Source organism: Paenibacillus agricola, assembly GCF_011440305.1.
Classification (GTDB): domain Bacteria; phylum Bacillota; class Bacilli; order Paenibacillales; family NBRC-103111; genus Paenibacillus_S; species Paenibacillus_S agricola.
Map to the genome: position 1 here is coordinate 23,822 of NZ_JAAOIW010000008.1, position 23,081 is coordinate 46,902.

Annotated in this window: 25 protein-coding genes; 13 read left to right on the forward strand and 12 right to left on the reverse strand. The window is 45.9% G+C overall.

What is annotated here, in order from left to right:
* Positions 1–114: 114 nt before the first annotated feature.
* Positions 115–1,233: an HD-GYP domain-containing protein gene (locus tag G9U52_RS20930; protein ID WP_166152610.1), complete on the forward strand. Its 1,119-nt coding sequence runs from the start codon at positions 115–117 to the stop codon at positions 1,231–1,233.
* Between the two features lie 23 nt (positions 1,234–1,256).
* Complete coding sequence (locus tag G9U52_RS20935) at positions 1,257–1,943, forward strand: Crp/Fnr family transcriptional regulator (RefSeq protein ID WP_166152611.1); 687 nt, start codon at positions 1,257–1,259, stop codon at positions 1,941–1,943.
* 27 nt (positions 1,944–1,970) lie between these two features.
* On the opposite strand, the gene mutY is transcribed toward G9U52_RS20935, so the two are convergent.
* Positions 1,971–3,116 carry an A/G-specific adenine glycosylase gene (gene mutY, locus G9U52_RS20940; protein WP_166152612.1) on the reverse strand — a complete coding sequence of 382 codons (1,146 nt, stop codon included), beginning with the start codon at positions 3,114–3,116 and terminating at the stop codon, positions 1,971–1,973.
* A gap of 68 nt (positions 3,117–3,184) precedes the next feature.
* On the opposite strand from mutY, the gene G9U52_RS20945 reads away from it, so the two are divergent.
* Genes G9U52_RS20945 through G9U52_RS20955 form a run of 3 tightly spaced genes read left to right on the forward strand, consistent with a single transcriptional unit; the run spans position 3,185 to position 5,185 of the window.
* Positions 3,185–4,048, forward strand: a complete 864-nt coding sequence (locus G9U52_RS20945) for an AraC family transcriptional regulator (protein ID WP_166152613.1) — start codon at positions 3,185–3,187, stop codon at positions 4,046–4,048.
* Between the two features lie 55 nt (positions 4,049–4,103).
* Positions 4,104–4,724, forward strand: coding sequence for a hypothetical protein (locus G9U52_RS20950; protein ID WP_166152614.1), 621 nt, complete (start codon positions 4,104–4,106; stop codon positions 4,722–4,724).
* The gene (locus G9U52_RS20955; protein WP_243767476.1) at positions 4,721–5,185 is read left to right on the forward strand and encodes a c-type cytochrome; all 465 of its coding nucleotides are present in this window, start codon (positions 4,721–4,723) and stop codon (positions 5,183–5,185) included. Before G9U52_RS20950 ends, G9U52_RS20955 begins: the two co-directional genes overlap by 4 nt.
* A 7-nt stretch (positions 5,186–5,192) precedes the next feature.
* On the opposite strand, the gene acpS is transcribed toward G9U52_RS20955, so the two are convergent.
* The 3 genes from acpS to G9U52_RS20970 all read right to left on the reverse strand — a co-directional run bounded on the left by acpS (position 5,193) and on the right by G9U52_RS20970 (position 7,326).
* A complete protein-coding gene (gene acpS / locus G9U52_RS20960; RefSeq protein ID WP_166152615.1) occupies positions 5,193–5,615 on the reverse strand; it encodes a holo-ACP synthase in 423 nt (140 codons plus the stop codon).
* A 319-nt stretch (positions 5,616–5,934) separates the two neighbouring features.
* Positions 5,935–6,744 carry an NAD(+) synthase gene (gene nadE / locus G9U52_RS20965; RefSeq protein ID WP_166152616.1) on the reverse strand — a complete coding sequence of 270 codons (810 nt, stop codon included), beginning with the start codon at positions 6,742–6,744 and terminating at the stop codon, positions 5,935–5,937.
* Positions 6,745–6,891: 147 nt separating this feature from the next.
* Entirely contained in the window at positions 6,892–7,326 is a 435-nt protein-coding gene (locus G9U52_RS20970) for a BrxA/BrxB family bacilliredoxin (protein WP_166152617.1), read from the reverse strand.
* A gap of 306 nt (positions 7,327–7,632) precedes the next feature.
* Between G9U52_RS20970 and G9U52_RS20975 the strand changes: the two genes are divergently transcribed.
* Together G9U52_RS20975 and G9U52_RS20980 are read left to right on the forward strand one after the other, a co-directional pair.
* Positions 7,633–8,247 carry a DedA family protein gene (locus G9U52_RS20975; RefSeq protein WP_166152618.1) on the forward strand — a complete coding sequence of 205 codons (615 nt, stop codon included), beginning with the start codon at positions 7,633–7,635 and terminating at the stop codon, positions 8,245–8,247.
* Position 8,248: 1 nt separating this feature from the next.
* Positions 8,249–9,529 carry a BaiN/RdsA family NAD(P)/FAD-dependent oxidoreductase gene (locus G9U52_RS20980; protein ID WP_166152619.1) on the forward strand — a complete coding sequence of 427 codons (1,281 nt, stop codon included), beginning with the start codon at positions 8,249–8,251 and terminating at the stop codon, positions 9,527–9,529.
* A 2-nt stretch (positions 9,530–9,531) separates the two neighbouring features.
* Here the strand turns inward: G9U52_RS20980 and lspA are convergent, their stop codons facing one another.
* Positions 9,532–10,023, reverse strand: coding sequence for a signal peptidase II (gene lspA, locus G9U52_RS20985; protein ID WP_243767477.1), 492 nt, complete (start codon positions 10,021–10,023; stop codon positions 9,532–9,534).
* A 111-nt stretch (positions 10,024–10,134) separates the two neighbouring features.
* On the opposite strand from lspA, the gene G9U52_RS20990 reads away from it, so the two are divergent.
* Positions 10,135–10,644 (forward strand): hypothetical protein, encoded by a 510-nt coding sequence (locus tag G9U52_RS20990; RefSeq protein ID WP_166152620.1) that lies wholly within the window; start codon positions 10,135–10,137, stop codon positions 10,642–10,644.
* Positions 10,645–10,709: 65 nt separating this feature from the next.
* Here G9U52_RS20990 and G9U52_RS20995 read toward each other — a convergent pair whose 3' ends face one another.
* The gene (locus G9U52_RS20995) at positions 10,710–11,597 is read right to left on the reverse strand and encodes a cation diffusion facilitator family transporter (protein WP_166152621.1); all 888 of its coding nucleotides are present in this window, start codon (positions 11,595–11,597) and stop codon (positions 10,710–10,712) included.
* 355 nt (positions 11,598–11,952) lie between these two features.
* On the opposite strand from G9U52_RS20995, the gene G9U52_RS21000 reads away from it, so the two are divergent.
* The 3 genes from G9U52_RS21000 (at position 11,953) to G9U52_RS21010 (ending at position 14,501) form a co-directional block, all read left to right on the forward strand.
* Positions 11,953–12,351: a DUF4870 domain-containing protein gene (locus G9U52_RS21000; RefSeq protein WP_375790269.1), complete on the forward strand. Its 399-nt coding sequence runs from the start codon at positions 11,953–11,955 to the stop codon at positions 12,349–12,351.
* 211 nt (positions 12,352–12,562) lie between these two features.
* Positions 12,563–13,531, forward strand: coding sequence for an aldolase catalytic domain-containing protein (locus tag G9U52_RS21005; protein WP_166152622.1), 969 nt, complete (start codon positions 12,563–12,565; stop codon positions 13,529–13,531).
* 151 nt (positions 13,532–13,682) lie between these two features.
* Positions 13,683–14,501, forward strand: a complete 819-nt coding sequence (locus G9U52_RS21010) for an SPL family radical SAM protein (protein WP_166152623.1) — start codon at positions 13,683–13,685, stop codon at positions 14,499–14,501.
* 188 nt (positions 14,502–14,689) lie between these two features.
* Here the strand turns inward: G9U52_RS21010 and G9U52_RS21015 are convergent, their stop codons facing one another.
* Positions 14,690–16,093 (reverse strand): NAD-dependent malic enzyme, encoded by a 1,404-nt coding sequence (locus tag G9U52_RS21015; protein ID WP_166152624.1) that lies wholly within the window; start codon positions 16,091–16,093, stop codon positions 14,690–14,692.
* A gap of 482 nt (positions 16,094–16,575) precedes the next feature.
* Between G9U52_RS21015 and G9U52_RS21020 the strand changes: the two genes are divergently transcribed.
* Positions 16,576–17,328: a C40 family peptidase gene (locus G9U52_RS21020; protein ID WP_166152625.1), complete on the forward strand. Its 753-nt coding sequence runs from the start codon at positions 16,576–16,578 to the stop codon at positions 17,326–17,328.
* Positions 17,329–17,518: 190 nt separating this feature from the next.
* Here the strand turns inward: G9U52_RS21020 and G9U52_RS21025 are convergent, their stop codons facing one another.
* The 5 genes from G9U52_RS21025 to coxB form a co-directional block, all read right to left on the reverse strand.
* On the reverse strand, positions 17,519–17,974 hold the full coding sequence (locus G9U52_RS21025) for a DUF420 domain-containing protein (RefSeq protein WP_166152626.1): 456 nt from the start codon (positions 17,972–17,974) through the stop codon (positions 17,519–17,521).
* Between the two features lie 141 nt (positions 17,975–18,115).
* Complete coding sequence (locus tag G9U52_RS21030) at positions 18,116–18,430, reverse strand: cytochrome C oxidase subunit IV family protein (RefSeq protein ID WP_166152627.1); 315 nt, start codon at positions 18,428–18,430, stop codon at positions 18,116–18,118.
* A 1-nt stretch (position 18,431) separates the two neighbouring features.
* Positions 18,432–19,052: a cytochrome (ubi)quinol oxidase subunit III gene (locus G9U52_RS21035; RefSeq protein WP_166152628.1), complete on the reverse strand. Its 621-nt coding sequence runs from the start codon at positions 19,050–19,052 to the stop codon at positions 18,432–18,434.
* Positions 19,049–20,902: a cytochrome c oxidase subunit I gene (ctaD, locus tag G9U52_RS21040; protein ID WP_166152629.1), complete on the reverse strand. Its 1,854-nt coding sequence runs from the start codon at positions 20,900–20,902 to the stop codon at positions 19,049–19,051. The genes G9U52_RS21035 and ctaD overlap by 4 nt, the downstream gene beginning before the upstream one ends.
* Positions 20,903–20,933: 31 nt before the next feature.
* Entirely contained in the window at positions 20,934–21,968 is a 1,035-nt protein-coding gene (coxB, locus tag G9U52_RS21045; protein WP_166152630.1) for a cytochrome c oxidase subunit II, read from the reverse strand.
* A gap of 317 nt (positions 21,969–22,285) precedes the next feature.
* On the opposite strand from coxB, the gene G9U52_RS21050 reads away from it, so the two are divergent.
* Positions 22,286–22,972: a YhcN/YlaJ family sporulation lipoprotein gene (locus G9U52_RS21050; RefSeq protein ID WP_166152631.1), complete on the forward strand. Its 687-nt coding sequence runs from the start codon at positions 22,286–22,288 to the stop codon at positions 22,970–22,972.
* Positions 22,973–23,081 lie beyond the last annotated feature (109 nt).

Here is a 23,081-nt window from a genome sequence, read left to right on the forward strand (position 1 = left end):
TCTAAAGATGTGGAATAATGTAGCTACGAACACATGACCTACGACTCATAACAGATGACATCTAGACTACGTCAACGTGTCCTTTATACTAGTAACGTAAAGGTGGCTGGTGCTATGAGACTACTTCCTCTTGCCATGGTTAAACCGGGAATGCGCTTGGGTAAGCCGATTATTTCTGAAAAGGGACAAATTTGGATAGGTTATAACATGGAGCTCAGTCAATCTATGATTAACAAGCTGATCCAATTAGGCTACCAGCAAATATATATAGTGGACAAGAGGACCGATGATATTTATATAGAAGAGGTCCTACGGGAAGAAACACGGAGCTTGCTTAGCGGACAATTAATGCGCACCTTCCAGACCTTGCAGGCCTCTAGGTCATTAACGCTGGGGGATCGAAACGTCTTATCCAAAACCGCCCATCGCTGTATCGGATTAATCAGAGAAGATTTGAAATCCTATACAAGGCCCTCTGCCGATACGATTATGCTTATGGTCTTAAATCGGAGCTCCTTCTCCATTGTCGAGCACTTTTACCAGAACGCACTCCATGTATGTGTGTACGCGATTCAAATTGGTATGATTGAAGGCTATAGCTCTGTAGACCTGGAGGCTCTTGGACTTGGCGCCATGCTCCATGATATTGGCAACTCACTGGTCCCCCAAGCCCTGTTAACCAAAAAATCCTCGCTCACCAAGATGGAATTTGCCCAAATCCAAAAGCATACCGAGCTTGGCTTTAAGCTGCTGCGTGAAATACCCGGCATCCCGATCCTTTCGGCTCATTGCGCCTTGCAGCATCATGAGAAGGTAAACGGTACCGGATATCCGTTGGCATTGGCCGGCACCCATGTACATCCCTTTGCCCAATGGGTCGGATTACTGGACGCTTATGATGCTATGACCAATCCTCGGCCCTATCGTGCCTCTTTGCCACCCGACCATGCATTAGAAAATCTTTTCACGGGAGCCGGAACGTTGTATGATAAGAGTAAGGTGGAATTTTTCCGAAATAAGGTGGCCATTTATCCCGTAGGCCTTAGTGTTCGCTTAAGCACCGGACAAACCGGCATTGTTTCCAAAATCAACCCGTCGTTCAAACAGCGACCTGTGGTAAGGGTTTTGACCAATGAGCATGGTGAACAGCTAAGACATCCTGAGGAAGTGGATTTATCAAGCCATCTTCACATCATGATCTATCATATCGGAGAGGAAGCATTCGTTCATTAAGCCAGAAAAGAGATGAAATCCTTATGGTAAGTTTAGTCCCATTATTGCAACGTGTTCCTTTATTTCAGGATTTATCGGTCAGTGAGCTCGAAATCATTGCTCCACTGTTTGTAGAGCGCGACTTCAAAAAAGGTACAATCTTGTTTTTCGAAGCGGATTTGGGTGAAGAGTTTTTCCTGATCCAATCAGGTGTCGTCAAAATTTATCGGATCGATTATGCGAAAGAGATTATCCTCGCACTGTTTCGTGATGGGGATTTTTTTGGAGAGATGTCGTTAATCCAAAAGGGCCTAACCCGCTCTGCTACAGCAGAAACCTTGGAAAACTGCAAAATCTATACGTTGATACGCTCGGAATTTTTCCAATTTCTCGAACGGAGCCCAAAGCTCAGCCTTCGGCTGCTTGAGGTTACCATGGAGCGGCTCCGTAAAGCCAATGAGCAAATCTATGACCTTACATTTCTTGACGTTCGCATGCGCATCATTAAAGTCGTCTGCCGGCTTGCTGAAGAGCATGGCACCATTAAGCAAGGAAACTGGATGATCAACATGAAGCTGACCCACCAACAGATAGCCAACCTCGCCGGAACCGTCAGGGAATCGGTCACGAAGGTGCTGCAAGAGCTGCAGGAGGATCAAATCATCGTCATTGAGAAAAAAATGATTTACATCAAAAAGATGGAGGCTATGAAAAGGCTGCTTCCTCTTTAATTTTTTTCTTAAGGTTTCTTCTTGAGCTTACTTCTTGCTACAGGACGCAAAGTATTGATTTAAAATTTTCAAAAATACATTCGGGAACGCGTAAGCTTCCATCGCCTTGCTGTCTACCCATTGATAGTGAGTAGGCAGCAGCATACCTGCATCGGTTGGCAACACGCCAGGCTCCATGCTGCACAACACAATTTGCATATCCCAATGAATATGGCTGAAGGTATGCTCCGCATGCATAAACCAACGTTCCGGAACAACACCAATCGTCTCTTCAGCAAGCTGCTCTACCAGCAGGTCAAACAATACGGGTACAGCCTCCGCAGAGGAGGGCTGGGCTTCCTTGTAGCTAAATGGCACTTCCGTATGGGGCAGCTCCCACATCCGGGCAAGTAGCCCTTCCTGAGGCCGCTGACGGATTAAGACTTTGCCTGCATGGTCTCCACTCCCTGCAATTAAAGCAGCCATACGCCATTCGGGGCGAGGCGGCTTGGCTTTCTTCTTAATCGGCAGCTCCTCCTCCATTCCCGCTTCGCGGGCTGCACAATGCTCCATCACAGGACAGGTCAGGCAAATTGGAGAACGAGGCTTGCAAACCATTGCGCCCAATTCCATTAACGCTTGATTGAAATCACCCGCTGTGCCCTCCGGAATTAATTTTTGCGCGAGCTTTTCCATCAGAATGCGCGTCTTGGGCTTCATAATATCTTCCTCAATCAGAAAATATCTCGATAATACTCGCATGACATTGCCGTCTACAGCAGGCTCCGGCTTGTTGTAAGCTATGCTTAGAATCGCTCCTGCTGTATAGGGCCCCACGCCTCGAAGCGAGGAAATTTCCGCCTTCGTATTCGGAACCGTACCTTCATAACGCTCGTGGACCTCGCGAACCGCTCCTTGTAAATTACGTGCCCGCGAATAATAGCCCAAGCCCTCCCAAAGCTTCAGCACATCCTCCTCAGGCGCTTCCGCCAGCGCTTGAACCGTCGGAAACCGTTCTACGAAACGATGAAAATAAGGAATCACCGTGTCTACACGCGTCTGCTGCAGCATAACCTCCGATATCCAGATATAATAAGGGTTTTTACTTCTACGCCAAGGAAGATCCCTCCGATGCCGGAGGTACCAGGAGAGCAATTCGGTTGAAAAATATTGTTGTTTATGTGTCTTGTCCATGTGTTCTCCTTCCATTAGTAGATGTTATGGTATAATAAATCGCAGCTTTTAGTAAAGGAGTGAGAACGTTGTTGACTCCCGGCGAACTGGCAGCCCGACTGAACAAATTAGTCATTTCCCTGCTGCTTGTCGGCCATCAAAAATGCAGCCCCGAGTGGCGCCAACTGCCCAGAGCCATCAGGCATCATTCGATTTGGCTAATTATTAAAGGAAAAGGCAGCTTCACGATTAACGGCACCCATTATCCGGCAGAGCCCGGCAAGTTTTTCTCATTCATTCCCGGTATGGAAGTCGAACGCGAAACCGATCCCGAGCAGCCACTGGAGTATTATTTCTTCCGTTTTCATTATACGGAAACTTTTGACGAGAAGGAACAGTGGATTTCCCGAAGCTCTGAGGAATCGCCATTTCCACTGGCGGGCATGTATACCGTACACAATGCACCACAGCTTATTTATTTGTTCGAGCAATTGGATATATTATGGAAGCGCAGAGGGCATATGACTGCTATGCGGCGAAAAATATTACTGCTGGAGTTTTTTTTGACGCTGATCCAGGATTTCCGTGCACAAAAAGTTGCCGGAAATACCACAGCAGCCATTGAGCTGACCCAGGATTATATGGTTGTCCATTATCAAGAGCCCTTAACGCTGGAGAGTTTGGCTCAAATGGCGGGCTTAAGCATCAGCCATTATTCCCGGCTGTTCAAAAAATATATCGGCTACAGCCCCATCGATTATTTGACCCATCTACGCGTCGATCGCGCCAAGGAGCTGTTAATGCTGTCCGATTACCGCCTGAAATCGATAGCGAGCAGTGTAGGATATACAGATGAGTTTTATTTCAGCCGTATTTTCAAAAAAGTAACCGGCGTTTCCCCCCGCGACTATGCGAAGAAGCATCGGATTGTTACGGCAGCGGACCGCAATTAAGGGCGTAAAGAACGCAAATGACGTAAAGAACGCAAATGACGTAAAGAAGGGCATATTGAAGGACGCAAAAATAGAGGTGATCTTTGGAATGGTGAATACGGAGCAAACTATTAGCGAAAAACAGGCGCTACTGCGAGATATACGCTGGTCGCGTCCCTATATCGTGTTTTTTATCATTTGGGGTAGCCAGGGACTCCTAGCCGCAGTCTTGGAATTTCTGGAGCAATGGTTTCCTATCGGCCGTTGGGGGCTAGTGCTTGTAGGCATCGCAATTGCCGCCAGTCTTTTCGCTCTATGGAGGATTAACCAGAGCAAGCAAGCAAATGTAAATAAGGCTGCCCGAGGTGCTCAAAGCAATAAAGGCAGAGCAGTGGTTCCTGTGCTGTTAGCGGTAGGCGCTGTATGGACAATGGGATATGTACAAGCTATCGACCCGCTGTACACGCCTTTGTTAAAATCATTTATTCTTGCCGTTGGTTATGCCCAGCTAGGCGTCTGGTTAGGAAAACCATTTATTGGGATGGGAATTTGGCTATTCGTGTTAACTATCGTCGTTGCTGTTGAATATCTAGGGCTCGCATCGGTTTTACTCGGAGGATTCGGCGGGGTTAGCATGCTGGCCTCAGGATGGCTGCTTTATATCGGAAATAACCAATTTAAGGAGGAAGCGGGATGAGTACAGCAATGCAAGTATCAATGGACAATTTAAGGGACAATTCGATGGACAAATCAATTAGTACATCGATCCGTACAACTAGGAAAAAATTACTTTTACCTATGACTATGACCGCTGTTTCACTGCTGTCCATTGTTATCCTGTCCGGTTGTGGTAACCCGTCTCCCAATGCTGCTGAACCATTCGGTGGCAATAAAACGGCAAATACAGCCGAAGCCATGGTTGGTGCATCCGAGCAGGTTCAATCGCTCTACAAACAGAGCTGCCTTTCCTGCCATGGCAACACCTTGGAAGGCAGAGTTGGTCCCAAAACCAATTTGCAGCAGGTCGGAGAACGACTAAGCAAGGAGCAAATCTCCAAGCAGATCGCTAGTGGTGGCAATGGAATGCCGGGCTTCGGTACCAAGCTTACACCAGAGGAAATAGCGGCACTCACCGATTGGCTTGCAACCAAGCAATAGGTTGTACTTAAAGATCCATTCCCTGCTTATTCCCGTCCCGCTCCTTATTCTCCACCACCACATAAGCCATAGCCGTCGATTCGGTATGGGTAATGCTAAGGTGGATAATGGTGTTTGCACTTGTTAGCTGCAGCCGTTGCAAAGCGTCCTCGCTTACGCAGCATATAGGCTTGCCCAGTTCATTGGGCAGCACTTCAATATGCTGCAAGGACACCTGCTTGCCAATTCCGCAGCCAAGCGCCTTGCTCACAGCCTCCTTGGCGGCAAACCGACCTGCTATAAACTCGGCCAAGCGCCCCTTGCGTTTGGCCGCCAGTGTCTGTTCACCAGCAGTGAGCACCCTCTTGGCAAAGCGCTCCCCTGAACTTCCCTCAATAATCGTTTTCACTCTGGCGATATCCACTAAATCGATCCCAATCCCTATAATCATTCCAGATAAACCCTCTCTTCTGCCCTTTTTCGTTAATCTAGTTGCTAATATCCGACTAGACCCTTATTTTACTGGAATTTCTCCCACTAATATTTGCGAAAACCAGCCTTTTTTCGGATTAGCTCCTTTTCCTCACTGTAATTGACCTAAGTCACGCTCCCGATCCCCCCACTACTGTCCAGCGTGTCCCGGAGGGACGGGAGCCCCGAGAACACCATAGCCATGCCGCACACCAAGGGGAGTCCAGAGGGCACAGCCCTTTGGGTCCCTCCCTTATAGGGAGGGTGGGGAGGGTCAAGCCAAAGGCCACAGCTAAGGGTCATACCCCCGGTATGCTCCCCCGCTTATGCTCGGTCCCCTTATACTGCTTCTCCAGCTTCTCTTGTGCTGCAGGGTCAATTTCCTTGCCTTCCAAATAATCGCTGTTGGCATCATAAGTGATGCCAAGCTCAGCCTCATCAGTCTGCCCTTCCCATAGGCCAGCTGTCGGCGCTTTAGCCAGCACGCTTTGCGGCACACCAAGCGCCGCTGCAAGCTGGCGTACCTGGCGCTTATTCAACGTGCTAAGTGGTGTAAGGTCGACGGCTCCGTCGCCATGCTTCGTGAAAAAACCGGTAACCGCCTCCGAGGCATGGTCGGTTCCAACCACGAGCAGATTCAGCTCAAACGCCAATGCATATTGCAGCACCATGCGGGTTCTCGCTTTCACATTGCCTTTACCGCTGCGGCTAATATGACGGTGCACGCCGATTGATTTCAGCCCGTACTCAGCCTCTAAGGCAATCTCGTTAACGGTTTCCTCAATATTGGTCTCGATCTTATATACGAGCCCGAATGCTTCTGCAACCGCATAACTATCAGCGATATCAGCTTGCTCACCGTAAGGCTGGAAGACGCCAACCGTTTTATACTCTCTGCCCTTTTCCGCTGTAAGCTCATCTGTAGCTTGTTTACAAAGCCCTGCTGCAACTGCGCTGTCAATGCCCCCGCTGATGGCGATCAGCAGCCCGTCCATTCTGGCTTCCCTGACATAAGCCTTCAAAAAATCTACCCGATTGCGAATTTCTACATCCACTTGAATAATCGGTTTCACGCCTAGCTTGGCGATAATTTCCTGCTGCAAACTCATTGCCATTCCACCTCTTCTAAGGATTTTCCATCTAAGGCTTATACCCAACTAGCTATTGTTACAAAAAAACTCCCACAGCAGCCTATGGAATCCATAAGCCGGGGGAGTTTTCGTATATCGGAAGCCTTCATGTATGCTTACGGCTTCCTACTTACAGAAATTTTCAAAAGCGCTTGTCAGATCTGTTGCAATCAAGTCTGCAGAGCGGTCTTCAATTTGGTGGCGTTGAATGAAATGAACCAGTTGGCCGTCCTTGAACAAAGCAATGGATGGCGAAGAAGGTGGGTAAGGCGCCAAGTATTCACGAGCCTTAGCTGTTGCTTCTTTATCTTGTCCAGCGAATACCGTGAATAAATGATCCGGCTTAATTTCGTTTTGAAGCGCCTTGGCTACGCCAGGCCTGCATTGGCCAGCAGCACATCCACATACAGAGTTAATAACAACAAGGGCTGTGCCTTTTACATCTGCAAGATTAGCAACTACATCCTCAGGTGTGCGCAGTTCTGTGATTCCGATGCGGGTCAAATCATCTCTCATCGGCTGTACCATATCTTTCATATACGATTCAAATGACATAGACATCGTTTGTTCAGCTCCTTTAGCTACATAACTATATAAAAACTATTCTAAGTACTATTATACAACGGTCTAGTAGGAAAGCAAAGCACCTATTATTTTATTAGTGGCTGAAATTTGCGGATTTATTGTAAACAGATGAAGTGCTTTGTGCAAAATGTCCGTCTAAGCATGTATAAAGATGTAAAAAGATTTTACGAAGATTAAGCATAGGCTTTGTACGGGACTGGATGAGGCTGGTCGCACTTTGCTGTGCAGGACTTTTATTGGTATATTAAAGGGAAGCCTATTGGACAAAAAGGGAGCTTAACTATGACTTATGATACATTGATAACAATGATCGGACAATATGGGTATGCGGCATTGTTTTTTGCTCTCTGGCTTGGTATTGTGGGTATGCCTATTCCAGATGAAGGCATTGTTATGACGGGCGGCGCTGTAGCAGCGAGCGGCTTGTTACGAATAGTACCGGCATTTTTCCTTACTTATTTAGGTGTTGTATCGGGTTTAACACTGGGATATATCCTGGGTAGGTACGTAGGCACACCTGCACTGGATCGAATACGGCGCAAGAAAAAGCTCGCCGTCTATGTGGAGAAATCGGAACAGCTTATTGAGCGTTATGGCTCCTATGCACTTGTGATCAGTTACTTTTTGCCGGTTGTCCGCCATATCATTCCCTATTTAGTTGGGATTAATAAAATGACCTTCCGTCGTTATGCATTAATTTCGTATTCTACAGGATTGGTCTGGACGTGTGCATTTTTCACCTTAGGCTATTTTGCGGGAGACCAGGTTCCAGCCCTGGCCGGATTTGTTTCACGTTATGGCTTGCAGCTATTATGGCTGCCTGTAATCCTTATCATTGTGATCATTATTGTTAAAAAATATAGAAGCAGCCGTTTGTTAAATAAAGGGAGACAATGAAATGAAGTTTGATGTAATCGTGATTGGTGGAGGCTCGGCAGGGCTTATGGCAAGTATCGCAGCAAGCAGCCACGGTGCGAAGGTATTAGTAGTCGATAAGGGTGACAAGCTAGGGCGCAAGCTGGGCATATCTGGCGGTGGGCGCTGTAATGTGACGAACAATAAGGATATCGAGGAAATGATCAAAAATATTCCCGGCAACGGGCGTTTTCTCTATAGTGCCCTCACCCAATTTGGGAGCAAGGATATTATAGCCTTTTTCGAAGGGCTCGGAATTAAGCTGAAGGAAGAGGACCGCGGCAGAATGTTCCCTGTGACCGACAAAGCGAAAAACGTCGTTGACGCGTTGGTCAATAAGGTCAGGAGCCAGGGTGTCAGTATACAAATACATGCACCTGTGGCCGAGATTTTGTATAAGGATGGCAGGACGGCAGGGGTTCGTATGAAATCGGGAGAAACGATTGCTAGCCGCTGCGTCATTATGGCGACAGGCGGCAAATCCGTGCCGCAAACCGGTTCAACTGGCGACGGCTATCCCTGGGCAGAGAAGGCCGGGCATTCCATATCGGAGCTTTTCCCTACCGAGGTGCCCATCACCTCTAACGAGGCTTTTATCCGGAGCAAGGAGCTGCAAGGGCTCTCACTGCGAAATGTAACCCTGTCTGTTTGGAATCCGAAAGGCAAAAAGCTAACTGAGCATGAAGGTGATATGATTTTCACGCATTTTGGAATCTCGGGACCGATCGTGCTGCGATGCAGCCAGTTTGTAGTCAAAGCGCTTAAGCAATTCGATGTCCGAACCCTCACGGTGACGATTGACCAGCTTCCTGAGAGAAGTCTTCAGGAGGTATTCGATTATACATGGGGACTAGCTCGGATCGACTCCAAAAAAGCGATCAAAAACGTGCTTAAAGCGGTATTACCAGAGCGGCTAATTCCGCTAATGCTGCATAAAGCGGAGCTTAAAGAGGATACAACCTACGACAATATTCCCAAGCAGCCATGGCTGGAGCTGTGCAAGCTGATCAAGGCATTTCCTATCCAGGTTAATGGCACTCTTTCTATTGAGGAAGCTTTTGTGACAGGAGGAGGCATCAACCTTAAGCAAGTAGATCCCAAAACGATGGAATCGAAGCTGATGGACGGGCTTTATTTTTGTGGCGAGGTTCTTGATATTCATGGGTATACAGGCGGCTATAATATTTCTGCAGCTTTCGCCACTGGGTTTACTGCCGGGAAAAGCGCCGCTCTTTCCTTAAACGATAGCACTGTCCTTCCCTAAGCTCAAGCTTGTTGCTTATGCTCGGAACGCTCCATGACATAAGCTCGCACCATAGCGAATACCATACATAAAACGCCGATATTAATGGCCATATCTGCCAGATTCATAATCCCTCTGCCGGAACCAAATGCCAGGAAGTCCGTCACCGAGCCAAAAATAACGCGGTCAATCCCATTGCCAATTGCGCCTCCGGCGAGAAAGCCTGTGCCAATGTCCATCCATTTTCCCCGAAGCTCGCCTTTTTTTCGATAGTACATAATACCCGCAACAAATAAAATCGCTATAACCGCAAAAAGCCGTGCATATCCTGGGAATAAACCGCGGGCCATCCCGCTATTCTCAATATAAGTGAACTCCAGAAGACGGTGGAACGGAACAGTTTCTCCAAGCTCCATAAAGATTCTCACGCAAATTTTGGATATCTGGTCAATCAAAACTACAGCAATGGATATCATATAAAAGAGCATCGCGGCTTCTTCCTTTCTAAGTTTCAAATCCCCCTCATTGGGAGTTTAAAATTTACCAAGTATTTTATAGGTTTGATCCGTTTCAATAGGCTTAAACTGCGTTAAATAGAAGTATCAAGATTGCGAAGGAGAACAACAATGAGAAAATTTATGCTAACCATCATGATTACTTCCTTATTCTCAATTTTAATGGCGGGTTTTGCCTCGGCTGCTACGGATGGCGGGTATGCTCCTGTACCTAAAAACATGGATACACGCTCTGCCTATATCCAAGATATTTATGTTAAAAATGAAAAAACCTATATGGTTGTTGATTATATTGAATGGTATGAAGGTAAGGAAGCTGACCAAGTGTTTGCCAAGAGAGAGTCGGAATTTGGACTTGACGGTGCACCAAGCGGTTATTACATCATTAATGATAACACTAAACTACGAACTTTTGAAATCCAGGCCGACTCTGCTGTGTTCATGCAAATTTATAACCGCACAGGCAAACCTGGCGAGGCCGATATCGTTTGGAATGAAAGTATCGCATTGTCCAAGTTTAAAGAAATTTTTGCTAAAGATGCGATCTTGCATGAATATCCTTATCATCTGTCTATTCAAAACGGAAAAGTATCCAAAATCATTCAACAGTTTATTCCATAAAAAGTTTATGATAGAAACTTATTTTCACCAAAAATAAAGAAAAGCATTAGAACCGTAACATGGCTCTAATGCTTTTCTTTATTATGCTCTGAATATGGCTCTACATGAACATGCACATTATCGATACTATGCTGCTTATGCATACGTCTCTCAATATCATCACTAATATCATGGCTTTGCTCCACGCTAAGATCCGCGCTGACCTCGACTACCACATCTAGCAGCACACTGCTTCCGTGGACACGGGCACGAATATCCCTGATGCTTTTTACGCCTGGCGTTTTGCTCACTGTGTCCTGGAACACTTTCAAGCGCTGGTCGTCGAAGCCATCTGTTAAGGCATGCGTAGCATTGTAGAAGATGTCCCAGGCTGTCTTGCAAATCACCAACCCGACAGCAAATGCGGCAATTGCATCCAACACCGGATAGCCAAATCGTGAACCTATAATACCAACAGCTGCTCCGATACTGACGAAAGCATCTGAACGGTTGTCATAAGCCGCTGCCATCAGTGACTGGTTGTTGATACGTTTGGCAAGCCTCATATTGAACATATAAACGCCCCACATGAATACAGCCGACAATATCGCAGTCCAAGCGGCCAGCATGTTGGGTGCCTCATGGCCACCACTCATAAAGCTTTGGCCCGATTGGACCAGAACCTGGATGCCAGCAGCAAACATAATGAAAGAGGCCACCAGCGAAGCAATGGTCTCTGCCCGCATATGGCCATAAGGATGGTCATGGTCGGGTGGCTTGCGGGAAATACGTAGACCTATTAATATCGCCATAGATACAATAATATCGGTTGTATTGTTAATACCATCGGCAGTTAGCGCCTCAGAGCCCGTAAAGTAGCCCATAGTAATTTTGATGGCGGATAAAAAAATATAAGCGGCGATACTCAACCATGCGCCCTTCTCACCCTGCTTCAGATTATCATATGCGTCCACGAAAGACTCTCCTCCAGACCATGGTGAAAAACATGCTCGTTTTCTTTAATGTCATCATAACAAACGAAAACCTTGTGGGTCTAGAGAAACAGTGTTACCCTGACAACGAAAAATAGGTGCAGCGCAACTTTGTTTTCCATGGACAATCATTTTCACCTGGCGCACATCTACAAAAAACTGAAAATAGATCGATGTATATAAGTTTTTAATGGGAAAATAGCCCTTTTCCCTTATTGTCCCCCTCCATCCGGTATCTATTCTGAATAAAGTAAACATACGCCTATAGCTCTCCGCATAGGATGAATACTAAACAGCAACGTATATTCTGTTTAAATTATGAGAAGAGGTGACTGTTTTGTCTTTTGAACCTGAGGATCCGTTACGTAAATCAAATCCATCATCTAGCGGACCAAGTAGTGGACCAAGCATCAGTGAGCTTACGGTTGACCCGGCGGATGCCAATGAGAACAAATGGGTCGGGGTTCTGGCTTATATCATCTTTTTCATTCCATTACTTGTTGCCAAGCAATCAAGATTTGCTATGTTCCATGCGAATCAGGGACTATTACTCCTTCTGTTATGTGTTGCCGCCAATGTTATTCTTGGATTTATTCCAATTATAGGCTGGATTTTACTTCCGTTCGCTAATCTAGCTACGCTCGGTCTAGCAATATATGGCATTATTCAGGCAGCTAATGGGTTAATAAAGCCGTTGCCAGTTATCGGTAACTACATACTAATCAAAACACCTTAATATGATTTGGAAAAACAAGCCAACTTCTCTTATGAAGCTGGCTTGTTTTTTTATTGACAAGATTGGCTATATTATGGCATTATAGAAATAACAAATCACTTTACCACTTGAAAGCTTAAAAGCCTAAAAGTACTAAAGATGATAAGCAGGGATTGAAAGCAGGCCGCTGCAACCTGACTAACACCGTTATACGGAAAAGGGGCAAATTCGAATGAGTAAACAGCTAAACCACAAAATTTTGGATTGTACAATTCGTGATGGAGGTCTAGTTAATAACTGGGATTTCAGCGTGAAAATGGTTCAGGACATGTACGCAGGCTTAAGTGAAGCCGGTGTGGAATATATGGAAATTGGCTATAAAAACTCCGCTAAGCTACTAAAAGGTGCAGATGCCGGCCCATGGCGCTTTTTGAATGAGGATTTTCTGAAGGAAGTCATCCAAACCAAAACCGAAACGAAGCTATCCGCATTGGTGGATATTGGACGTGTCGATGAGAATGATATTTTGCCGCGTGAGCAAAGCCACCTGGATATGATTCGCGTTGCCACTTACATCAAGGATGTAGACAAAGCGATTGAGCTAGTGAATAAATTCCACAGCTACGGCTACGAGACCAGTATTAATATTATGGCGCTTTCCCACGTTATGGAGAATGAGCTTACCGAAGCCTTCGAGGAAATTGGCAAAAGCCCTGTAGACGTCGTTTATGTCGTTGACTCGTATGGAAGTATGGACAATGGCGACATCGATTATTTGGTATCCAAGTTCCAACGTCTGCTCCCTAACAAAAAGCTAGGCGTCCACATGCACAACAATATGCAATTGGCGTTCTCCAATACCTTGATTGGCGCTTCCAAAGGCGTGGAGTACCTGGATGCTTCAGTTTACGGCATGGGACGCGCAGCTGGCAACTGCCCAACTGAATTGCTGGTTAGCTATTTAAAAAATCCAAGATACGAAATACGCCCTGTCTTGGATGTAATCGAGAAGCACCTTATCCCTATGCGCGAGAAAGTAGAATGGGGCTATATTATCCCTTACATGATCGCTGGTATGCTAAACGAGCATCCGCGCGCTGGAATGGCATTGCGCTCCAGTGATGATAAAGACAAGTTTGTCGAATTCTACGATAAGCTGACTTCTCCAGAAGCTATGCCAACCAATCACCATTCCGATTAATTCATATTAAAAGATACAGCCACGAAGCTTCCGGAACCGCTGAACATCCAGTGGATCAGGGGGCTTCCTTGTTTTATAAGTAGTGCCCTACTATAAAATAGCCAGTCCCCTTTCAAAATGTGAGCTTCTCAAAAATAAAGGAGGACCTAGCATGCAGCCTTCTATAGTCTATAAAATACCTTCGCGTCTCTTGAACCCTGCCAGTGGTTATCTGACTGGCTACAGCCACACGCTAAATCCTTATGCCGGCTGTTCCTTTGCCTGCTCGTACTGCTATGTCCGTGAAATGCCTATAGCCAAATTTCGTGGGGATGCTTGGGGTACGTGGGTAGATGTAAAACAAGAAGCGGCGGAAAAACTGGCTGCCGAATTGGTAAAGGCCAAACGTAAGGGTCCCGTAACCATCTTCATGTCATCCAGTACGGACCCCTACCAGCCAATCGAATATAAGGAACGCATAACTCGCTCCTTGCTTGAAGCCATGGTACACGAACAGCCGGAGTTCCTGTTCTTACAGACCCGCAGTCCGCTCGTCACAAGGGACATTGACCTGCTGCTACAGCTGAGAGGGCATGTACGGGTCAGCATGACGGTCGAAACCGATCTGGAGCCTATTCGCCGTGCTTTCACACCAGCAGCGCCACCGATCGCTGCAAGGCTGCTGGCGCTGCATAAGCTCGTCCAAGCTGGTGTGGACGTACAAGCGACCATTGCGCCCGTCCTTCCCTGCTCCGGAAGCTTTGCTGCACGCTTGCGGAGCATCGTCGATCGCGTATGCATCGACGATTTCTTTATGGGGGACGGCAGCCTTGGCAAACGTACCGGACGGCTTGGCATCCAGCGAATCTACAAAGAGCTGCAATTAGGCGGCTGGTATAGCCCGGATGCTTATTTGCAGGTGCTTGCCCAGCTGCGCGAGCATTTTCAGAAGGAGCAGATTTACGTAAGCCAAGCAGGCTTCTTGCCTTGATCAGGCTGAGCAATGCGCGCTGCTTGGTCTGTTCCAGGGCATTCCTCGGGTATTAATCAGCCGACGACCAGGCCGAAGCCTGATCGTATTCATAGCCATAAAACCGCGGCCTAGCATATGAAAGGTTCGGCGTATCTAGGCAAAAAGGGCTGTCCGTTGGGACAGCCCTTTTTTGCCATACTCAAGCTTTAACGGAAATCCGGCGGAATCCGGCGAGCCACTCCCGTACGAATAGCTGCCTCGATAACGGCATGGCGCACATTGGTTACCACCTGCTCGTTAAAGATACTCGGAATAATATACAGCTCATTAAGCTCTTCGTCACTCACTACAGAAGCAATGGCACGGGCTGCGGCAAGCTTCATTTCCTCATGGATACGGCGAGCTCTGCAATCAAGTGCCCCTCTGAAAATACCAGGGAAGCAAAGTACATTATTGATCTGGTTCGGAAAGTCACTCCGTCCTGTAGCCATCACACGCACATAAGGCTGTGCCAACTCTGGGTCAATCTCTGGCTGTGGATTGGCTAAAGCGAAGACAATCGCATCTTTGGCCATCGATTGGACATGTTCGACTTTCAATAAGCCAGCACGCGAAACGCCGATAAATACATCAGCGCCTTGAATGACCTGCTCCAAGCGGCCTGCTACATCCTCCACTTGAGGTTGCTCGGCAAGCCACTGCCACATGGGCTGGTCGTATGTTCCCCCGCGTACAATTGCCCCATCACGGTCTACAGGCACAAGCCGCTGCAATCCGGCAGCCAACAGCATCTTGCAAACCGATACACCCGCGGCGCCTATGCCGTTAACTACAACACGGATCGACTCGATGGGTTTGTCCACAACCTTCAAAGCATTGATTAGCCCAGCCATCATAACGACAGCCGTTCCGTGCTGGTCGTCATGAAAGACGGGAATATCCAGCTCCGCCTCCAAACGGGATTCAATCTCAAAGCAGCGTGGCGAGCTAATATCCTCCAGATTGATGCCTCCGAAGATCGGGCTAATGGCCTTAACTGTACGGATGATTTCCTCCGTGTCCTTTGTATCCAAGCATATCGGGAAGGCATCTACGCCAGCAAGCTGCTTGAATAGCATCGCCTTTCCTTCCATAACCGGAGCAGCAGCATGCGGCCCGATATCGCCTAGTCCCAGCACTGCCGTACCATCGGAAATTACGGCTACTGTATTACGCTTAATGGTAAGCGAATACGCCTTCAGCGGATTCTCGTGGATCGCTGTGCAAACACGAGCCACTCCTGGTGTATATACACGCGACAAATCATCACGATTTTTGATCGGCATGCTAGGTTGAACGGAAATTTTTCCGCCCAGATGAGCCAGAAATGTCCGGTCGGACACGTTGATTAATGTGATACCCTGCAGATCTTTAATTGCCTGAACAACCTCGGCTTCAATTGAATCCTGCACATCGACGGTAATATCCCTGACAGAAGATTCCTTGCCTACGCGAATAACGTCGATAGAAGTAACGTCTCCACCTGCCCGGCTAATGACCGAAGCTACATCTCCAAATGAGACTTGGTCATGTGCTAATTCTACTCGCAAAATAATACTTGTATTAGCCATAGTTTCCTCCTTGTAGTTCATCATATAGAACCTAGTTCTATATGATGTTTTTTATTATCATATCATGCCAGGTTATTCGACACAATCCCTTTCCTTACGCTTGCTAAATATAACCTGAAATAGAACTATTACACGATTGCCAACATTTACCTCTAAATAAAGATGTTTCTAAAGTCGATAAATAGGATACCCAGCTAAATCTGGGACTGGCTACGAACCTTTGTAAACATAGGCCATCGAGACTGCATTTGTTCCATGATCTAACTCCATTGTGTCTTTAACAAGGCAGTACTGTCAAATCGAGGTTTTGAATGGCCGTAGTTAACATTTTTTATCATACCCTGCGCCAAACCTGGATTCTAGCAACACAACTAATCGAAAAATGAAGATTATAGAAAGTTTATGGATCGGTTTGTTGCGAAGCCCAGAATCTGTTACATATAAGGTTTGAATACAACAACGAATACTGGAGGTATTACATTTTGAAAAAACAACTTGCGACACTGCTACTAGCCACCACTCTTACTACAGGAATAGGACTACTCTTACCCGTACAAGCAGATGCAGCATCAGCCGTCATTGTCAACAGCGTGAACTTCAGAAGTGGAGCATCTCTCGATTCGAACAGCAAACGATTTTTAAAAACAGGAGAAACGGTTGAAATTCTCTCCAAAGTTAATGATTATTGGTATAAAGTCCGTGATTCCAAAAACGTCGTTGGTTATGTATCTACTAGCAGTAAATACATACGGACGTCTTCATCCGAAAGCGGTGGCGGAAGTAGCGGTGGTGGAAGTACCAGCACCCGCAATGCCATTATCGAAGCAGGCAAAAAATATTTGGGCACCCCTTATGAATTCGGCTCTGACCGTTCCAATACCCGTACCTTCGATTGCTCCGACTTTGTGCGCCAAGCCTTTAAGAATGGCGCTAACATTACCCTTCCAAGCGATTCAAGGCAACAAGGCCAATATGTCCGCGACAAGGGTTCAATCAAGACCAATTGGAGCAGCCTGCAAGCTGGGGATCTCATGTTTTTCATGGAATACAGAGGAACTAGTGCCTCTGCTTATCCTAGCAATACATCCAATCAACGTATTACACATGTTGGTATCTATCTAGGTGATGGTAAAATATTGCACACTTATTCGAAGGAATCAGGTGGTGTACGCATAGATTCTATTGATAACAAACATTGGGAGCACCGCTTTATCTTCGGAGGCAGTGCACTATAATTCGCTTTGCCCTGCTATACGTAAATGGTTTCAGCGCCTTGCTCCGCTAGGCGTGCAAAAGCTCGAAAAGCCCCTGCAAAGAGTTGCAGGGGCTTTTCGGCCTTGCACCTTTACAAGGGCTTTCTACTATACATATTTGTGACACCTATGTCTTATACGCTCCCTTGGGCGATCTAGCTCCACAACCATGCTAGAACCCAAAGATCGCATTGATCACGGGTTTCGTTTCTCCTCCCGGATACAGGAGATACAACAATATAAACACGGCCACCCCAGTAGGCGCCGTCAATAGCCAGATAACAGCCGCCCAGCGGCCAACTTTACGATGCCTGGCAAAATTCTTATTAAAGGCAAGTACAAGGGTTATTATGCCAAATACGCCGCCTGTGGTAGCCAAGGTGATATGAAAAAACAAAAATAAATGGTAGGCCAGCTTTAAATGTTCAGGTCCACCAAAGCTAGTGTTGCCGACAAATAGCGTTCTGGACATATATACAATAAAAAAAGCGAGCGCGAAAGCAGCACCCCAAAGCATAAGCTTCTTATGTGTTGCCCGGTTCCCTCTCAAAATATGAAACCAACCACAGGCTACAAAGATCGCACTAATGACAATAAAAGCTGTACTAATCGTTGGTAAAATAGGCATCCGCCTGCCCCCCTAACCATTCCTTATGTATGGTTCAAGCACAATAGAGAGAATGCATTAATTACTTAATTTACTATGTGAAAAAAAGTACATAGTAAAAAAAAACAAGAGGCTTTTATTTCTAAAAGCCTCTCTCTTCTCTTACCACCACATCCAGTATACGGCTGCTGCTACTGCTGTTACAGCAACAAACGCTCCGAATAGGATCCCAATAATCGGAAATAGGTGACCTCTTTCCTTCATGTGCATCCAGTAGGTTAGCTGGAATATACTTTGGACAATGCCCAGTCCGACCAAAAACATAATAAGGAATGAACGGTCTAAGCCACCATAGAGGACAGCGGCAAAAGCCAGCATAGTTAATAGGATTGAAATGATATATGACAAATAATGGTTTTTGGGGCTTTCCACTTTATGCCGTTTATTTGCTGGAGTTGCGTGCGAATGGCTGCTCATATTATGGTCCCACCTTCCCCATCAAGTACACTACAGTGAAGATAAATATCCAAACAACGTCGATAAAATGCCAGTACAATCCAGCTACATAATACTTAGGAGCTGTAACTACAGTTAACCCTTTTTTGAAGGATGAAACAATTAGCAAGCCAATCCACAGAACCCCAAATGCAACGTGTGCTCCGTGAAAACCAACTAATGTATAGAATGAGGTGGCAAAAGCGCTTCTGGTAAAGGTATGCCCTTCATGAACATATACGAAGAACTCGTAAATTTCCAGACCCAAAAATGCCAAACCAAGTAAAACGGTAACGCCCATCCATACATTTAACATCTTCAAATCATTACGGTGCATCGCCATTGTAGCAAATACACTGGTCAAGGAGCTTGTTAGCAAAATAAAGGTAGATATAGCCACAATCGTTAAATTAAATATTTCTTGTCCGGTAGGCCCATCAGGTACTTGGTTACGCAAGGCTATAAACGTTGCGAACAACGTACCGAACAATACGCACTCTCCGCCTAAGAAAAGCCAGAAGCCCATAACCTTATTCTTGCCTTCTAGTGTTGCCGTTTCCGGGTGAGGTGGCAGTGCACCGCCTACTTCATGATGCGCACTCATGCCTTAGCCCCCTTATCATCTTCAAGTTCTTCCGGCTCAATGTGGTAACCTTTGTCATCATATACGGATCTAAGGAACATACAACCAAACATAATAACACCGCCGATAATAGAAACGGAATAGGTGTGGTACATAAATCCGAATCCTGCAATAAAGAATCCGATCGAGAATACTAATGGTAAAATAGATGCTGAAGGCATATGGATGGGGCCAATAGGTTCAGCCGGCGTCATTTCTTTGTTGCCTGCCATTTTTTCCTTCCAAAGTGCATCTAATCCACGCACAAGCGGTGTCTGTTTAAAGTTATATTCCGGTGCTGGTGACGGAATTGACCATTCCAAAGTACGACCATCCCACGGATCTGCAAGCGCATTTTGTGGCTTGCGTGCTGTAGCAATGATGTTGATTAAGAAAACGATCATTCCGATGCCCATTAAAAAAGCACCAATCGTACTAATAAAGTTTCCTTCTTCCAATCCTTGCCCCGGCTGGTATGTAAACACCCGGCGCGGCATTCCCATTAAACCCAAGAAATGCTGCGGGAAAAACGTAAGATGGAAGCCTACAAAAAAGGTCCAGAAATGTATTTTACCTAAGGTTTCATTAAGCATACGCCCGAACATCTTTGGCCACCAGTAGTAGCATCCGGAGAATAAACCCAAGACAAGCCCACCAACAATAACATAGTGGAAATGCGCTACGACAAAATAAGTATCATGATACTGGTAATCCGCAGGAGGAACCGCAAGCATAACCCCTGTCACACCACCCATAACAAATGTTGGGATAAACGATGTGGCAAAAATATTGGCTGTTGAGAACGTGATTTGACCGCCCCAAAGCGTAAATAGCCAGTTAAAGATTTTCACACCAGTAGGCACGGCAATTGCCATTGTAGCAATCGCGAAGATTGCATTACCTACAGGACCAATACCCGTTGTAAACATATGGTGAACCCAAACCATGAAACCCAAAAACCCAATTAGGGCCGTTGCAAATACCATGGAGCTGTAACCAAAAAGGCGTTTTTTAGAAAATGTACTAACAACTTCGGAAACAATCCCGAATGCCGGCAAAATTAGGATATACACTTCGGGATGCCCGAATATCCAGAATAAATGCTGCCATAATACAACATTACCGCCTCTAGATATATCGAAGAACGCCCCATCGAATAATCGGTCAAACATTAATTCAACCAAACCAACTGTAATAGCTGGAAAAGCGAATAAAATTAATGCTGAGGTGATAAATATTGTCCAAGTAAACATCGGCATTCTCATGTATGTCATACCAGGAGCACGCATATTAATGATCGTTACAAGGAAGTTAATACCCCCGATTAGTGTACCCAATCCAGCGATTTGCAGACCTAGTACATAAAAGTCCACGCCGTGATAGGCTGAGGTCGCATCAACAATGGTTGATAAAGGGGCATATGCTGTCCAGCCGGCTGCTGGAGCTCCGCCTAGGAACCAACTAACATTCAGCATGACTCCACCAAAGAAAAACAACCATAACCCAAGAGCATTTACAAATGGGAATGCAACGTCACGTGCGCCAATCTGGAGCGGGACGATCGCATTCATAAAAGCGAAAATAATCGGCATCACCGCGAAGAAAATCATCGTCGTTCCGTGCATGGTGGTTAAGGCATTAAATGAATCGCCGATAAAAATCTTCTGGTCAGGAAATGCAAGCTGAATCCGGATCAGAATGGCTTCAAGACCACCGATCAAGAAAAAGAAGCCGCCTGCGATTAAATACAAGATACCGATTTTTTTATGGTCAACTGTAGTTAACCAGTCCATAAGACCGGTGTAGTGCTTTACTGGATGAGAATGATCCAACGTGTTTACCTCCTTTGTACCAAGATGTGCTTTATTTCAAGGTATTCAAATATTTGATAACGTCATTAATTTGTTGTTCCTGCAGCGGTTTGCCACCCGTAGGACCAAACGCTGGCATTTTGTTGCCTGGTTTAACGGATTGCGGATTGCTAATCCATTCATGCAAATTCTGGTCATTCATTTCTCCCCGAGTCTTAACGCCTGCAATCATCTCACGTGCTGCAAAGCCGTTGAGGTTAGGTCCGACTCCGAGTCCTTGAGGACTAACGGCGTGACAGGCAAGGCAATTATCTTTGAAAATTTGCTCGCCGTTTTTCGCACCGGTATCGGATGCTGCAACAACGGATGGAGCTTTCATTTTGTCGACCCATTTGGTAAAGTCAGCTTCGGTCTTAGACACAACCTTAAAATCCATTAATGCATGTGAGGCTCCACAAAGCTCCGCACATTTCCCCATGAACACTGCCGCATCATCCGCTTCAAAATACAAGATGTTAGTCATGCCTGGGTTTGTATCTTGTTTACCGGCTAATGATGGTACCCAGAAGGAGTGAAGCACATCAGAGGAAGTAATCTCAAAAGCGATTCTTTTGCCTTTGGGAATAACTAAATCTTGTGCCGTAGCAATACCCAATTCCGGATATTCAAATTGCCACCAGAATTGATGCGCAGTCACTTTAACATGAATAGCATCCTTGTTACCCACGTGGTTCTCCGCAAGCTTCACGGTGTAGGTTACGGTTGGGACAGCCAAAATAAGCAGCAAAATAATAGGAACAACCGTCCAAATAATTTCTAGGACATGGCTTCCTTCTACTTGCTTCGGAATGATATCCTTGTCGCCTTTTTTCTTCCGAAAGCGTACGAGTACATAAATGTAGATCGCAAATACGACTATGGTTACCAGAACCATGATGCCAAGACTCAGCTCCATTAAAAACATCTGGTCTCGGGCGACTGGACCTCTCGGTCTCAAAGCGGACATTGTATCGTTCCCGCAGCCCGATAAAAGCAACATCAACCCGAAAAGAGGGATATAACGCCACAGATTTTGCCAACGATTCATCTTATTAATCCCACCTCTAAAGCAAATATTTTTCGAACAAAAGGTCACATATTGTCAATGAACCTAATCACCATATTAACTATAAATTCGTACCCCTTTTTTGTCAATCAATCTCGTGAAGTTCACAAATTGTTCTCAACCTGCGCCGCTCCTCACTTTTTTCATATGGCCTCTCTGATTTTATACCCACAAACGGATAGTTTTATGCACCTTGAAGTATTCATTTATTGACGTATAATTTCCGCAATTTGATCCATGCTATTGGAAAAACCATTTAGGAGCAACTAAGCCCCATTGGATATATAAGGAGGAATTGTATGAATAACAGGCGTTTTGGCCTAGCCATTTTATGCTTTAGCTGTTTAATCGGGCTCTGCGGCTGCTTTAGCTGGTATGATCAAAACAGCGCCACGAATTATGGAAGCAGAAATGGAGAAACTCGACAGGATACGACAAGGGCCTACCAAACCGAGCAACAAAATTCGCTAGTATCACACCAGCATTCGACACTTGAAATGAATCCATTTTTATCCGAGCAGGTTGCTGCTATGGATGGTGTGAACAGCTGCATCGTGATGATGGCAGACCAAACTGCTTATGTAGCAATCATGATTGACAATACGGCCACCGGTACAAAAAGCACTCCGACGGAAACGAATAATGGGGGAACGGTCAGAGGTTTGTATAATCCCAGCACTCCTTTTAACGATTATGCAGATCCCAACCTGCTTGCCACGGGCACCAATTCCTATGATACCGTAAAAAACCATGAGCAAATCACGCACTTATTTAAGCAAAAGATTGCCGAAAAAATCCGTTTGCTGAATCCATTGGTGTCCGATGTGTATATTTCGGCGAACCGCGACTATATCAATGAACTGAACCGTTTAGCGCAGGAGGCTTGGAAAGGGCAGGATTTAAAGCCATACCTACCCATGTTTGACTCTTTATCGGAACGTATATTCGGAACATTGCCAACCATCCCTACCCAGTCTGAGCAATAGAGAAATTTAATAAAGCCTGGAAATGACCCAGGTTAAACTACCCAGAGCAGCCTCCGCCCCCTTCGATGTTCCCTTTCATTATATAAATGAAGGAACCTACGGGGGTTTT

Coding starts and splice junctions, on each gene's coding strand:
- G9U52_RS21025 (WP_166152626.1), bottom strand. CDS start 17,974: ATGCCTATTTTACCAACGATTAGTACAGCTTTTATTGTCATTAGTGCG.
- nadE (WP_166152616.1), bottom strand. CDS start 6,744: ATGAGTTTGCAGCAGGAAATTATCGCCAAGCTAGGCGTGAAACCGATT.
- G9U52_RS21010 (WP_166152623.1), top strand. CDS start 13,683: ATGCAGCCTTCTATAGTCTATAAAATACCTTCGCGTCTCTTGAACCCT.
- G9U52_RS20975 (WP_166152618.1), top strand. CDS start 7,633: ATGACTTATGATACATTGATAACAATGATCGGACAATATGGGTATGCG.
- G9U52_RS20990 (WP_166152620.1), top strand. CDS start 10,135: ATGAGAAAATTTATGCTAACCATCATGATTACTTCCTTATTCTCAATT.
- G9U52_RS20955 (WP_243767476.1), top strand. CDS start 4,721: ATGAGTACAGCAATGCAAGTATCAATGGACAATTTAAGGGACAATTCG.
- G9U52_RS21035 (WP_166152628.1), bottom strand. CDS start 19,052: ATGAGTGCGCATCATGAAGTAGGCGGTGCACTGCCACCTCACCCGGAA.
- G9U52_RS20930 (WP_166152610.1), top strand. CDS start 115: ATGAGACTACTTCCTCTTGCCATGGTTAAACCGGGAATGCGCTTGGGT.
- coxB (WP_166152630.1), bottom strand. CDS start 21,968: ATGAATCGTTGGCAAAATCTGTGGCGTTATATCCCTCTTTTCGGGTTG.
- G9U52_RS21015 (WP_166152624.1), bottom strand. CDS start 16,093: ATGGCTAATACAAGTATTATTTTGCGAGTAGAATTAGCACATGACCAA.
- G9U52_RS21030 (WP_166152627.1), bottom strand. CDS start 18,430: ATGAGCAGCCATTCGCACGCAACTCCAGCAAATAAACGGCATAAAGTG.
- G9U52_RS20970 (WP_166152617.1), bottom strand. CDS start 7,326: ATGTCTATGTCATTTGAATCGTATATGAAAGATATGGTACAGCCGATG.
- mutY (WP_166152612.1), bottom strand. CDS start 3,116: ATGGACAAGACACATAAACAACAATATTTTTCAACCGAATTGCTCTCC.
- G9U52_RS21050 (WP_166152631.1), top strand. CDS start 22,286: ATGAATAACAGGCGTTTTGGCCTAGCCATTTTATGCTTTAGCTGTTTA.
- G9U52_RS21005 (WP_166152622.1), top strand. CDS start 12,563: ATGAGTAAACAGCTAAACCACAAAATTTTGGATTGTACAATTCGTGAT.
- G9U52_RS20935 (WP_166152611.1), top strand. CDS start 1,257: ATGGTAAGTTTAGTCCCATTATTGCAACGTGTTCCTTTATTTCAGGAT.
- acpS (WP_166152615.1), bottom strand. CDS start 5,615: ATGATTATAGGGATTGGGATCGATTTAGTGGATATCGCCAGAGTGAAA.
- G9U52_RS20980 (WP_166152619.1), top strand. CDS start 8,249: ATGAAGTTTGATGTAATCGTGATTGGTGGAGGCTCGGCAGGGCTTATG.